Source organism: Roseovarius sp. JB2-10, from assembly GCF_055693585.1.
Window position 1 is genome coordinate 3,713,182 of sequence record NZ_CM146337.1, and the last position, 12,627, is coordinate 3,725,808.

A 12,627-nucleotide genomic window follows, 5' to 3' on the forward strand; every position below is an offset into this window, starting at 1 on the left:
AACGGTCCAACGAGTTGTTTAAGCGGTTGCGAACCTTAGTAAATGATCCTTTGGAGGGACCACACAATGATCAAGTTTATCAAAAACTTCAAGAAAGACGAAGACGGCGCCGTAACAGTTGACTGGGTTGTTCTGACAGCCGCAGTTGTTGGCCTGGGCATCGCCGGTGTAACCACAGTTTCTGGTGGTGTTAACACTCTGGCCGGTACCATCTCGACAGACGTTGGCGCGACAACAACTGGTACAGCTGCTCCTTAAGCTTAGGCTTACTTGAAGCATAAAAATTTCAATTGGCCGCAGTTCTCGCAGTTGCGGCCTTTTGTTTACCCCGCGCTTGCAGTGCGCTGATCTCAGACCCAGCCGACCGCTCGGACTAAAATTGGCAAAATCTGCTGCTCGCAAATAGAAAGTTGACGAGTTCATGATACTGAAACGTTTGAAAACCAAAAAGTTTTGCCGCGACGAAAGCGGTGCCGTCACAGTTGACTGGGTAGTATTGACTGCCATGGTCGTCGGCCTTGCCATTGCAGGTGCCACCGCTGTGAGAACCGGCGTCGTGACATTGTCCGGTACGATTGCGACCGACGTAAGTGCCGTCTCCACAGGTACAGCACCTTAAGTCAAAAAACGGCGGCAACTGTTGTAAACTGCTGCCTCTTTTTGGCACGGACGGCAATTGACCTTCGGCATCCGACCTATCTGAAAAGACCGCGGCATCAGGCCTAAGCTCTGCTCAGATCCAGGATACCGTAAAACGTCGATCTGCGCAGTCCAAGGCAGGTATCTGCCCGATCTTTTTTGCGGAGCAATGCCAGGTTTGACGGCCGTTCCGTCAATCACGTTACATTCCGCGTTTGTGGCCCATAATTTCCAACAGCCCAAACCCTATTCTCCGCCGCAAAAATTGTGCCGCGTTGAGGAGCCAAACACCCTAACCCTTTCGTTTGATTTTTAGAAAAAACCCATCGTTTTCTGTCGCGAAACAATCACCACGCGACCCATTTTTCGCCACATTCGAAAGCAATAAGAAACTTTATGCGGATACCTTTGCGTATCGCGACTAAGCAGTAACCTTGAAAGGACTCATCCATGCGATTGGTTTTTGGACTTGTACTGATTGTGGGTCTCGGGCTGGCCGGTTTTGCCGTGTACATGGCCAAAGGCTACATTCAGGGCTATCAAACTCAACTTGCGAATGAACGCGCCCAACGTGCGCCGGTCATCGAAACGGTCGACATTTACGTCGCCGAAAAGCCATTGAAATACGGTGAACCTTTGAAGCAGGACAGTGTGAAACTGGTAAGCTTCCCAAAAGATTCGCTGCCCGAAGGCACGTTTGCAACGGTCGAGGAACTCTTCCCGGAAGGGGATGATGAGCCACGTGTCGTGCTGCGCGCCATGGAAGTTAACGAAGCCATTCTTCAAGTGAAAGTCACAGGTCCTGGCGAAGATGCCGGTCTGACCTCGCAACTTGAGCGTGGCATGCGGGCTTTCGCCATCAAAGTGGACGTCTCCAGCGGTGTGTCGGGCTTCTTGCGCCCGGGCGACCATGTGGACGTGTATTGGACCGGCAATATCGGTAGTAAAGGCGAACGCACCGAAGGCAATTCCACAGGTAAGGTCACCAAGCTGATCGAAACCGCCGTAAAACTGATTGCCGTGGATCAGGTCGCCGATGGTGACACGACCGGCGCGATCATTGCGCGCACCGTCACTGTCGCCGTGCGCCCGCAACAGGTTGCCGCCTTGGCACAGGCACAAACAACAGGTCGTTTGGCGCTGTCCTTGGTGGGTGCCGGTGACGATACGATCGCCGAAGCCATCGAGGTTGATCAACGCAGCCTGCTTGGCCTGACCGAGGCCCCCGTGGCCGAAGTTGTGCCCGAAGCACAGATTTGCACGATCAAAACGCGGCGCGGTGGTGAGACAATTGTATCACCTATCCCCTGCACCTGAAGACCCAACACATGAAAACTCCGGGGCGTCGAGCAATCGGCGCCCCGTTGCATTTTGGAAACTATTGCACGCATGCCACAATAAAGTCGGCCGCAAACCCTTTGATTCTTGAAAAAATTTTCGATCTGCCGCACAGTGCATGCAATCCAGGGCGTTAAGACCCTAAATTGAGGCGTGATCGGAAAGGCAGGTCACATGAAATATCTAGGTTTCTACAAAACGGCCCTATTGGGCCTGGCTTTGGCTGTTTCGCCAATGACCACTGTCGTTAAGGCAGATGACATACAAGTTTTAAGAAAGGGCGCGGGTCGTGATCTAAACGTCGCAATGAACCGCGCCGTTGTGGTTGAGAGTGAAACGCCATTTGCGGAACTCAGCATCGCCAACCCGTCGATCGCTGACTTTTCTACATTGTCAGATCGGACGATCTACGTGCTTGGCAAAACGCCGGGGCGCACAACACTGACGCTTCTGGACGCAACAGGCCGGTTGATCACAAATGTCGAGGTGCATGTCACCCCGGATGTTTCCGAGTTCAAGGAACGCCTGCGTCAGATCCTTCCAAACGAACGGATCGAAGTACGCTCGGCCAATGACGGCATCGTTTTGTCGGGCAGCGTGTCGAGCATCGCAAGACTGCAACGCGCCCTTGATCTGGCAGAACGCTATGCGCCAGAGCGCGTGTCCAACCTGATGGTCGTTTCCGGCCAACAACAGGTCATGCTCAAAGTTCGCTTTGCAGAAATGCAGCGCAGCGCTTCAAAATCACTGAGCTCATCCGTCGCGATCAACTCGCCATCGGGTGATGTCACAATCGGTGGCGAAACAGGCACATTCCTGGACGCAGGCAACGGGATTGGCACACCAATCACCGTTACACCGGGCACTGTTGGCGCGGTTAACTTCGGCATCAGCCTCGGCGACGTCCAGCTTGGCATCCTCCTGGAAGCCATGGAAAGCAAAGGGATTGTTCGCACATTGGCCGAACCGAACCTGACCGCTCTTTCCGGGCAGGAAGCGAAATTCCTGGCCGGTGGCGAGTTCCCGATCCCTGTGGATGAAGGCGATGACGGTATCACCGTTGATTTCAAACCCTTTGGTGTCGAATTGAACTTCGTCCCCCGGGTTGTCGATGACGGCATCATCAACCTCGAACTGGCCGCTGCGGTGTCATCAATCGACACCACCAACAGCGTCGTGCTCAACAATATCGAGCTTCCAGCCTTCCGCCGCCGCGATACATCGACCACCGTATCAATGCGCGACGGTCAAAGCTTCGCGATTGCCGGCCTCTTGCAGGACGACTTCCGCGATAACAACGCGCAGGTTCCATGGCTGGGCGATGTGCCAATCCTGGGCACGCTCTTCCGCAGCGCCGATTATCAGCGTTCGCAAACAGAGCTGGTCATTATTGTAACTGCACATTTGGTGTCTCCGACCCGCGGCGAGGCATATGCCCTGCCAACGGACCGGGTCAAACTGCCAACCGAGAAGGATCTTTTCCTGAACGGACGGGTGGCCAAAGACGTCAACAAACGTGGCGCAGCTGGCGAGGTAGCTAAGCAAGACTTTAGCGGCTCGTACGGCTACGTGATGGACTAAGGGAAAGGCAGGGGCACATGAAACATCTTCTCGCAATCGCAGGAATTCTCGCAATCTCCGCCTGCTCGAAACAAGCTCAGGTATATAAGTCGTACTTCTCTGAAGCGGGCTCGGTGATAGATGGTGGCAATTTCGGCAACGCCAATATGCAGAACCATCTGGTGATGACAGGTCAGCAAAGCTACGTTGAAAACCTGTCAAACCGGTTCTCGAACGAAGTGCTGAGCACCGTCAACTTCGCCTTCAACTCGGCTCAGTTGGACGCAACAGCACAAACCACCCTGCGCGAACAGGCCAAGTGGATCCGTCAATTCCCCGAAGTGCGCTTCCGCGTCTACGGGCACACGGATGCGGTCGGATCGAACGCGTATAACAAACGGCTTGGCATGCGCCGCGCCCGTGCGGTTGTCAGCTACCTGTCAACGCAAGGCATCAGCCGGAAACGTCTGGAAGCGGTCGTATCGCTTGGGGAAACCCAGCCATTGATCGTGACCAAGGGCCGTGAACGCCGCAACCGCCGCACCGTGACGGATGTATCGGGCTTCGTTGGCACCCATCCTATCGTGATGGACGGCAAATACGCCCAGGTGGTTTACCGCGAATATGTCGAAAGCGCGAAACCCGCGTCAGACCTTTCAATTATCTCCGAGGACGACTCGGTGGTGGCTGAATAACGGTCACGAGATAGCGAAATCTCCCTGCTCGGCACCTGCCGAGCCACCTAAAAACCCGCCGGTTGGCGGGTTTTTTTGTATCCCATAACCGCACAATTACGATCTTTTGGCCCAAATGTTGCCTAGATTTTAAGTCAGTCTCTGTACAACGCAACTGCGTTCCCCGTGGATATAGGGGCTGCTGTGATGGAGAAATCGGTGAGAAATATTGGACAAAATACCGATTTCATGACCGCACAGCGCTTACAGGAATAGGACTTTTGGTACGATGACGAGCAGCGCAATAAAACAACCGGATGCAAGCCCCATTGTGGCCTGCACGATAAGCCGTGACGTTCAGAACTTTGATCTGCTGATCGAAGACATGGAAGCCGCCCTTGGGGAAGCCTGGGGAGATCTTGGATTTTCCGAAGCCCTCGCCTTCTTCAACCAACCCGAGGCGGAAGCCCTGGAATTTGTCGCGGTTGCCGTGGACGAAACGGACGAAGAAGACCTTGTTATGTTGGGCGAAGTCATTGCATTGGCCAAAGCACGCAAGATCAAAGTCATCCTGATCGCCGAAGATGTCAGCCCGGCCGCCCTGCACCAATTGTTGCGTCAGGGCGCGGATGAATTTGTCCCCTACCCGCTCCCGGAAAACGAATTACAGGCCGCCATCGAACGGCTGCAAAAACCCGAACCCGTTGCGGTGCAGCCCGAACATACGCCTTTCGCGGCGTCGGGCCCCGAAAGCGACGGCGTGGTTCTGGCCGTGCATGGCATGGCTGGCGGAACCGGATCAACCACCCTTGCGGTGAACCTCGCCTGGGAACTGGCCACCGTTGCTAAAACCGATTCGCCGCGCGTCTGCCTGATCGACATGGATCTGCAATTTGGATCAATTTCTACATATCTAGATTTGCCCCGGCGCGACGTTGTCTACGAAATGTGGACGGATACTGAATCGCTGGATGAGGACATTCTCAAGCAGGCACTCGTACCGTTTGAAGAACAGATGTGGGTACTCACGTCACCGGCGGATATGTTGCCGCTCGACATGATCACACCCGAAGATGTGAACCGCGTGATCGATCTGGCGCGCAGCAAGTTCGACTACGTGATCATCGATATGCCCTCAACTTTGGTGCAGTGGACAGAAACGGTTTTGACCGCGTCGCAGATCTACTTTGCCAATCTGGAGCTGGATATGCGCTCGGCACAGAACGTTCTGCGTCTGAAGCGCGCTCTCAAGGCAGAAGAATTGCCGCTTGAGAAACTGCGGTTTTGCATCAACCGGGCCCCCAAATTCACTGATCTGAATGGCAAGTCACGCGTCAAGCGCATGGCGGAGAGCCTCGAGATCGGGATCGAAGTGCACTTGCCTGATGGCGGTCGCCCTGTGTGCCAAAGCGCAGATCACGGCATCCCACTGGCAACATCTGCGGCCAAGAACCCGCTGCGCAAAGAAATCGCAAAACTGGCCGCTTCTCTACACGAACTCGGAAAAAGCGAAGCGGAAGCCGCGTAAAAAGGTAATTTATAATGTTCTCACGTTACAAAAAACCGGCAGCCGGTGCTGCCAAACCCGATGCGAAGGCCGCTGAAGCGCCCAAGCCAGAGGTCGCGACCAAGCCGGTCGAGCAGGAGCAGGCCCAAAGTCTGCGCCGCCCAGTTGAGGTGACCCCGGCCAAAGCCGCACCAAAAGACAAAGAGCTCAAACGCAAGGAGCGTATGGCAGAACTGAAGCTGGATCTGCACCGGTCGCTTCTGGACAACCTCAACCTTGCAGCACTTGATACCGCAACCGAGGCGGACCTGCGTGCTGAGATCAGCTCGATCGCCGGTGAGGTTTTGGAAGAGCAAAGCATCGTTCTGAACCGCGATGATCGTGCGACGCTGACCCAAGAACTTTATGACGAGGTACGCGGCCTTGGCCCGCTCGAAACCTTGCTCAAAGACGACACCGTCAACGATATTCTGGTCAATGGCCCACAGCAGATTTTTGTGGAACGCGCCGGTAAACTGGAATTGAGCGACGTCACGTTCAAGGATGAAAAACACTTACTGCGGATCATCGATAAGATCGTTTCGGCCGTGGGTCGGCGGGTTGATGAATCCAACCCGTATGTGGATGCCCGTTTGCAGGATGGCTCACGTTTCAACGCCATGGTGCCGCCAATTGCGGTGGATGGCAGCCTGGTTTCCATCCGGAAATTCAAAAAAGACAAGCTGGGCATTGATGACCTGGTAAAATTTGGCGCTTTTTCCGAGGAAATGGCCGCCTATTTGCAGGCCGCGGTTGCTACACGCCTGAATGTTATCGTTTCTGGCGGTACCGGTTCCGGTAAAACGACCACGCTCAACGCGCTTTCAAGCTTCATTGACAACGATGAACGCATCCTGACAATCGAGGATACGGCGGAACTTCAACTCCAGCAGATCCATGTTGGCCGGATGGAAAGCCGTCCGCCAAACGTGGAAGGCAAGGGCGAAGTCAGCCCGCGCGATTGTTTGAAAAACGCTCTTCGGATGCGTCCGGACCGCATCATCGTGGGGGAGACGCGCGGCGAAGAAGTGATCGACATGTTGCAGGCCATGAACACCGGCCACGATGGGTCGATGACAACAATTCACGCCAACAACCCGCGCGATGGTGTCAGCCGTCTGGAAAACATGGTTGCGATGGCCGGGATCGAAATGCCTCTCAAGGCGGTACGCTCCCAGATTTCGTCAGCGGTGAACCTGATTGTGCAGGCCAGTCGTCTGCAGGACGGTTCCCGTCGCATGACCTCGATCACGGAAGTGACCGGGATGGAAGGCGAAGTCATTTCGATGCAGGAGATTTTCCGTTTCCAACGCGTCGGCCTGACATCCGAAAACAAAATTATCGGCCATTTTACCGGTACAGGTGTGCGTTCCAACTTTACCGAACGTTTCCGCTTGTGGGGGTACGATCTGCCACCGAGCATCTTTGAACCCATCGCCGCGGAGTAACCATTATGACCATCAGTGCAGAACCAATTATTTATGGTCTGATCTTCGTCGGCGTTCTCGTCCTGGTCGAAGGTCTGTACCTTACCGTTTTCGGTCGCTCGATCAGCCTGAACAACCGGGTCAATCGCCGTCTGGACATGCTGGACAAGTCCGGCAACCGCGAAGAGGTCATGGAAACCCTGCGCAAAGAGATGCAACAGCACCTCAAGGCGCGTCGTATTCCGCTCTATTCGATCCTGTCCAACAAAGCACAAAAAGCGGCGATTGCCTTTACCCCGAAACAGCTGATCATGTTGATGGTCGGCGTCAGTATTTTGGCGTTCCTTGGCCTGTCGGTCGGAACATCGACGTCCCTGCCCGTGCGCGTTGTGGTTTCTGCAGCGATGGGCGTGGGTGGTGTTTTCACCTGGATCAACATGAAAGCCGGCAAGCGCATGGCGATGCTGGAAGAGCAGCTTCCCGATGCGATCGAGCTGATGGTTCGGTCCTTGAAAGTGGGTCATCCGTTCACCTCGGCCATTCAGATTGTTTCGAACGAAGTCCAGGACCCACTGGGCACCGAATTTGGCGTTCTGTCGGACGAAGCGGCCTATGGTCGTGACATCAGTGAAGCGCTGAAAGACATGGCAGAACGGCTGGACATGCAGGACATGCGGTTCCTTGCCGTTGCGGTGACCATCCAACAGCAATCAGGTGGTAACCTTGCTGAAATCCTGTCTGGCCTGGCCAAGGTGATCCGGGCGCGTTTCCGTCTGTTCCGCCGCGTGAAGGCCATCACGGCAGAGGCGAAATGGTCAGGCAAGTTCCTGTCCGGTTTCCCCATTCTGGCCCTGATCGGCATTCAGTTGCTGAAGCCCGGCTACTATGACGAGGCGATGGAACATCCTTATTTCATCCCCGCCTGTTTGGCCGTTGGCGCCTTTTTGGTTCTAAATCTTATCGTTATGCGTGCCCTTGTGAACATCAAGGTCTGAGAAGGAACGAGTTATGAAATTTACGGCTCAGATTATGGATGTGCTGACGGGCGCGTTAGGCCCTTTTGGTCCGCTGATCGCGGTAGGTACGCTTGGCGTATTGATGATCTTGCTGACGATCCCGATTTTTCTCAAGCAACGTCAGGATCCGCTTGAAAAACTCAAGAAAGCCTCACGTTCCGGCGTTGTTGAAACACCCGACAAGAAAAAACGTCTGCGCACAGGTGGCCGCAATGAGAAACTGGACAAATATGCCAGTTTCCTTGAGCCGCAGGATGCCAAAGCGTTTTCCCAGATCAAGCTAACGCTGGTCCAGGCGGGATATCGTCATCGCGACGCCGTTCGGTATTTCCACTTTTCACAGATGGCGCTTGGGATTGGCTTTCTGATCTTGGGGGTTCTCTACTTCCTGCTCTTCAAAGCGGGTGGCGATTCCACCACGCAGCAAATGCTGCTCTACATTCTCGGCCCGGGTGCCGCGGGTTATATGATGCCCAAATATTGGGTCACCAAGCGGCTTGAAAAACGCAAAGAAGAAATCACCGATGGTTTTCCGGACTCGCTCGACATGATGCTGGTCTGCGTTGAGGCCGGTCAATCCATGGACCAATCGATCATCCGCGTGGCAAGTGAAATTCGGGCGTCCTACCCTGCGCTGGCCGAAGAGTTCGAAATCGTGTCGCATCAGATCAAGGCCGGTCGCGATAAACCATCGGTTCTCAACGAGATGGCAGAGCGCTGCGGCGTTCAGGATATTTCGAGTTTTGTGACCGTTCTTGTGCAATCACAAACCTTCGGTACGTCGGTTGCGGATGCGCTGCGCGTCTATGCGGGTGAAATGCGTGACAAACGTGTCATGCGCGCCGAAGAAAAAGCCAACAAGCTGCCGACCAAGATGACATTGGCCACGATGATGCTTACAGTTCCCCCATTGCTGATCATCCTGGTTGGCCCGTCCGTTCTGGGCATCTTGAAGCTGTTCGAGATGGGCGTGAACTAAGACTATTGAGGTTTCATGAGGCACGCGGGGGCGCTTCTGGTAATTTTGGTGACCCTTGCTGCCTGCAGCGAGGGTCGCGCGCCTGACGACCCTTACGCGCCCGGCATAAAGAAAAACGGCCAGGCGGTTGACGGCATTGTCGTCGGGAACCGTCTGATGACCGCCGGGGAATATGACCTCGCCATAGATGCGTTTTCACGCGCCGCACTCGAAGAAGGCATGACATCTGACGTTTTGGCAGGTCTTGGAACCGCCAATTTGGGCCTTGGACGCCTCGATCAGGCAGAAACGCTGCTTCGTCAGGCCTTGGAACTCGACGAAAAATCCCCCGAAATCTGGAACAATCTGGGGGTTGTTTTGATCGAAAAGGGCAAAAATGCCGAAGCCGAACAGTTTTTTCGCCGGGCATTTGCACTCGACAATGGCGAAAGTGACTCAATTCGTGATAATTTGCGCTTAGCGCTCGCAAAATCGGAAGATCCCGAGTATGATGACGGGCAAGAACAAGATTATAAATTGGTACGTCGGGGCAGTGGAGATTTCCTGATCCGAACGAAACCATGAACGAGGCCGAGGCAGTAAAAGGACGCAAAAATGCGCCATCCTATTTTCCTATCTTTATGTGTGACAGGCACAATTGCTCTGGCAGCCTGTGACCAAAAATCCACCCAGGACGTTGACCGAGCGTTTCAAGACGTGAATGTGATCGACGAAAGCAACCTGAACGACGTCATTCTGAATGCGGGCGACCCCAATGAGGCGGTTTCGTATTTCCAACGGGCAACCGCGCAGACACCTGATCGGATCGATCTGCAGCGCGGACTGGCAAAATCACTGGTCCGAGCCAAGCGCAACACAGAAGGTGTTTCCGCCTGGAAAAAGGTCGTTGAGCACGAAAAAGTGACGGACGAAGACAAAGTTGATTACGCTGACGCGCTGATCCGCAACAATGAATGGGACGAGGCCGACGCCGTTCTGGATCAAATCCCGCCAACGTTTGAGACGTTCAAACGCTACCGTCTGGAAGCCATGATTGCCGACAGCAATCAGGAGTGGAAGAAAGCGGACAGCTTTTACGAAACCGCTGTTGGCCTGACCACGCGCCCCGCAGGTGTGATGAACAACTGGGGGTACTCAAAACTGACCCGTGGTGATTTCCCCGCCGCTGAACGTTTGTTTGGTGATGCTATCCGCCAGGACAACTCGCTCTTTACCGCCAAAAACAACCTGATTTTGGCTCGCGGTGCGCAAGGAAAATATGCACTTCCCGTGATCAACACCACGCAGATCGAACGCGCTCAATTGCTCTATACATTGGGTTTGTCCGCTGTAAAACGCGGTGATACGTCGATCGGCAAAGGGCTGTTGCGCGATGCGATTGACACCCACCCCCAGCATTTCGAAGCCGCCGTGCGCAGCCTTCGTGCGCTGGAAGAGTCCTGATCTCCTGATCCGGTAAACACCAATGTCGCTCCACATCACATCGGCAGAAGCTTTATGGTTTCTGCCGTTTGCCCTTCCAATTTGCATTTGGGTCGCCTGGAGCGACCTCAGTCTGATGTTGATCAGGAACAAGGCCGTTCTGGCACTTGCTGCGATCTTTGTCGTCATCGGATTTATCGCCCTGCCCTTCGAAGAATACCCCTGGCGGCTGGCGACCATGGTCATTGTTCTGTTGATCGGCATTTTGGTGAATGCCGCGGGTCTGCTGGGTGCTGGCGACGCAAAGTTCATGGCAGCCGCAGCACCTTTCATTGATCCCGGTGACATCGTGTTGCTGACGCTTATCCTCTGCGCCACAATGTTTGCGGGCTACGTCACCCACAGAATTGCCAAGCATACCCCCTTCGCAACCTGGCTCCGGACTGGGTCAGTTGGACACGCGAGAAAAAATACCCAATGGGCTTTTCACTGGGCGCAACATTGGTGATCTATCTGGGGTTAGGCGTTTTACACGGTGCATAGCCTATTGCGCGGAAATTCCTAAATTTTTCAGCAAAAATCGGCCTGACCCTGCCGCATCCTCTCCACAATTTCTGCACCTTTCACCTGCATAATCCTTCAAAAGCGCGTGCAAAATGTGCGCGCAACAGTCATGTAACCAAATTGCGGGTCAAAAAACATGAACATGCAAGTAACGCCAGGCGTTCAGCCGCCCCCCTCCTGTCAGTCTTGAGGATATGCGGCTGCCCATCGTGATGATGCGCGACATTCTGATCAAAACGATGTTTCGCAAGAACATCGATCTTGTATCGGAATTGGCCACCGCCATTTGCTTGCCGCGCGCCGTGACCCAAGAATTGGTGGATCAAGCCCGCGCCCAAAAATTGCTGGAAGCAACCGGTACGCTGAGCGCGACAAGCGGCAACGAAATGGGATACCAATTGACAGATGCCGGCAAAGCCCGCGCATTGGATGCTCTGGCACAGTCAGAATATTTTGGCGCCATGCCCGTACCGCTCGACGTTTACCGCGAACAGGTCAAACGCCAATCGATCCGCAACATTCAGATCACCCGTGACCAGCTGACGAATGCGATGGGTCATCTGATCCTGCCAAATGAATTGCTCGATCACCTTGGACCCGCTGTCGGTGCGGGTCGGTCGATCCTGATGTATGGCCCTCCGGGTAACGGTAAATCCAGTATTTCCAATGGGATACGGGACGCAATGGGGGACAAGATCTATGTCCCACGCGCCATTGAATATTCCGGTCAGGTGATCACCGTCTATGACCCGATCGTGCATTCGAAAGCCGAACAGGAAGCAGACGATCCCAATTCATTGCGACGGATCCGTACGTTTGATGCCCGGTATGTGCGGTGCGAACGCCCAACAGTGATCACAGGTGGTGAACTCAGCCTCAACATGCTGGATCTGGTCTACAACCCGACGGCGCGCACCTACCAGGCGCCGCTCCAGTTGAAGTCGACCGGTGGTATCTTCATCGTGGATGACCTTGGTCGTCAGGCTGAACCACCACAGGCACTGGTGAACCGCTGGATTGTTCCATTGGAAGAATCCAAAGATATCTTGGCGCTGCAATCAGGTGAAAAGTTCGAAGTTCCCTTCGACACGCTGGTTATTTTCTCAACCAACTTCCACCCGAACGAAATCTTCGATAACGCGGCTCTGCGCCGGATTTTCTTCAAAATCAAAATCGATGGTCCCAATCAGGAAGATTTCCTGAAAATCTTTGCGATGGTCGCGCGCAAACGCAAAATGCCATTGGATGAGACCGCTCTCGTGCATCTTCTGAAGAAAAAGTATCCGACCATCGAAAATGTCTATGCGAACTATCAGCCGATCTTCCTGATCGACCAGATGATCTCGATCTGTGATTTCGAGGGGATACCGTATCAAATGACCCCCGATCTGATTGATCGCGCCTGGGCGAACATGTTCGTCAAACAGGAAAAAATCGACCACTAAGGTGGCTTTCCTTCGAC

General features: G+C 54.2%; 13 protein-coding genes. All 13 read left to right on the forward strand.

The genetic code is table 11. The features are described 5' to 3' along the window. The first annotated feature begins 66 nt into the window (after window positions 1-66). The 13 genes from ACZ1HJ_RS18410 (at window position 67) to ACZ1HJ_RS18470 (ending at window position 12,610) form a co-directional block, all read left to right on the forward strand. Entirely contained in the window at window positions 67-258 is a 192-nt protein-coding gene (locus ACZ1HJ_RS18410) for a Flp family type IVb pilin (RefSeq protein ID WP_472720083.1), read from the forward strand. 163 nt (window positions 259-421) lie between these two features. Continuing rightward, window positions 422-619, forward strand: coding sequence for a Flp family type IVb pilin (locus ACZ1HJ_RS18415; RefSeq protein WP_472720084.1), 198 nt, complete (start codon window positions 422-424; stop codon window positions 617-619). Between the two features lie 470 nt (window positions 620-1,089). Beyond that, a complete protein-coding gene (cpaB, locus tag ACZ1HJ_RS18420) occupies window positions 1,090-1,956 on the forward strand; it encodes a Flp pilus assembly protein CpaB (RefSeq protein ID WP_472720085.1) in 867 nt (288 codons plus the stop codon). A gap of 195 nt (window positions 1,957-2,151) precedes the next feature. Further along, window positions 2,152-3,558, forward strand: coding sequence for a type II and III secretion system protein family protein (locus ACZ1HJ_RS18425; protein ID WP_472720086.1), 1,407 nt, complete (start codon window positions 2,152-2,154; stop codon window positions 3,556-3,558). A 17-nt stretch (window positions 3,559-3,575) separates the two neighbouring features. Beyond that, the gene (locus ACZ1HJ_RS18430) at window positions 3,576-4,232 is read left to right on the forward strand and encodes an OmpA family protein (protein ID WP_472720087.1); all 657 of its coding nucleotides are present in this window, start codon (window positions 3,576-3,578) and stop codon (window positions 4,230-4,232) included. A 268-nt stretch (window positions 4,233-4,500) separates the two neighbouring features. Beyond that, complete coding sequence (locus ACZ1HJ_RS18435) at window positions 4,501-5,739, forward strand: AAA family ATPase (RefSeq protein WP_472720088.1); 1,239 nt, start codon at window positions 4,501-4,503, stop codon at window positions 5,737-5,739. Between the two features lie 14 nt (window positions 5,740-5,753). Beyond that, on the forward strand, window positions 5,754-7,205 hold the full coding sequence (locus ACZ1HJ_RS18440) for a CpaF family protein (RefSeq protein WP_472720089.1): 1,452 nt from the start codon (window positions 5,754-5,756) through the stop codon (window positions 7,203-7,205). Window positions 7,206-7,210: 5 nt separating this feature from the next. Then, window positions 7,211-8,179: a type II secretion system F family protein gene (locus ACZ1HJ_RS18445; protein WP_472720090.1), complete on the forward strand. Its 969-nt coding sequence runs from the start codon at window positions 7,211-7,213 to the stop codon at window positions 8,177-8,179. 13 nt (window positions 8,180-8,192) lie between these two features. Then, on the forward strand, window positions 8,193-9,179 hold the full coding sequence (locus ACZ1HJ_RS18450) for a type II secretion system F family protein (RefSeq protein WP_472720091.1): 987 nt from the start codon (window positions 8,193-8,195) through the stop codon (window positions 9,177-9,179). A gap of 15 nt (window positions 9,180-9,194) precedes the next feature. Then, window positions 9,195-9,743: a tetratricopeptide repeat protein gene (locus tag ACZ1HJ_RS18455; RefSeq protein WP_472720092.1), complete on the forward strand. Its 549-nt coding sequence runs from the start codon at window positions 9,195-9,197 to the stop codon at window positions 9,741-9,743. A gap of 30 nt (window positions 9,744-9,773) precedes the next feature. Then, window positions 9,774-10,622: a tetratricopeptide repeat protein gene (locus ACZ1HJ_RS18460; protein WP_472720093.1), complete on the forward strand. Its 849-nt coding sequence runs from the start codon at window positions 9,774-9,776 to the stop codon at window positions 10,620-10,622. Between the two features lie 115 nt (window positions 10,623-10,737). After that, entirely contained in the window at window positions 10,738-11,109 is a 372-nt protein-coding gene (locus ACZ1HJ_RS18465; RefSeq protein ID WP_472720094.1) for a prepilin peptidase, read from the forward strand. Window positions 11,110-11,359: 250 nt separating this feature from the next. Further along, a complete protein-coding gene (locus ACZ1HJ_RS18470; RefSeq protein WP_472720095.1) occupies window positions 11,360-12,610 on the forward strand; it encodes an ATPase in 1,251 nt (416 codons plus the stop codon). Window positions 12,611-12,627 lie beyond the last annotated feature (17 nt).

Bases quoted from the DNA above. Each gene is read 5' to 3' on its own strand.
- ACZ1HJ_RS18410 (WP_472720083.1), top strand. From the start codon at position 67: ATGATCAAGTTTATCAAAAACTTCAAGAAAGACGAAGACGGCGCCGTA.
- ACZ1HJ_RS18415 (WP_472720084.1), top strand. From the start codon at position 422: ATGATACTGAAACGTTTGAAAACCAAAAAGTTTTGCCGCGACGAAAGC.
- cpaB (WP_472720085.1), top strand. From the start codon at position 1,090: ATGCGATTGGTTTTTGGACTTGTACTGATTGTGGGTCTCGGGCTGGCC.
- ACZ1HJ_RS18425 (WP_472720086.1), top strand. From the start codon at position 2,152: ATGAAATATCTAGGTTTCTACAAAACGGCCCTATTGGGCCTGGCTTTG.
- ACZ1HJ_RS18430 (WP_472720087.1), top strand. From the start codon at position 3,576: ATGAAACATCTTCTCGCAATCGCAGGAATTCTCGCAATCTCCGCCTGC.
- ACZ1HJ_RS18435 (WP_472720088.1), top strand. From the start codon at position 4,501: ATGACGAGCAGCGCAATAAAACAACCGGATGCAAGCCCCATTGTGGCC.
- ACZ1HJ_RS18440 (WP_472720089.1), top strand. From the start codon at position 5,754: ATGTTCTCACGTTACAAAAAACCGGCAGCCGGTGCTGCCAAACCCGAT.
- ACZ1HJ_RS18445 (WP_472720090.1), top strand. From the start codon at position 7,211: ATGACCATCAGTGCAGAACCAATTATTTATGGTCTGATCTTCGTCGGC.
- ACZ1HJ_RS18450 (WP_472720091.1), top strand. From the start codon at position 8,193: ATGAAATTTACGGCTCAGATTATGGATGTGCTGACGGGCGCGTTAGGC.
- ACZ1HJ_RS18455 (WP_472720092.1), top strand. From the start codon at position 9,195: ATGAGGCACGCGGGGGCGCTTCTGGTAATTTTGGTGACCCTTGCTGCC.
- ACZ1HJ_RS18460 (WP_472720093.1), top strand. From the start codon at position 9,774: ATGCGCCATCCTATTTTCCTATCTTTATGTGTGACAGGCACAATTGCT.
- ACZ1HJ_RS18465 (WP_472720094.1), top strand. From the start codon at position 10,738: ATGTTGATCAGGAACAAGGCCGTTCTGGCACTTGCTGCGATCTTTGTC.
- ACZ1HJ_RS18470 (WP_472720095.1), top strand. From the start codon at position 11,360: ATGCGGCTGCCCATCGTGATGATGCGCGACATTCTGATCAAAACGATG.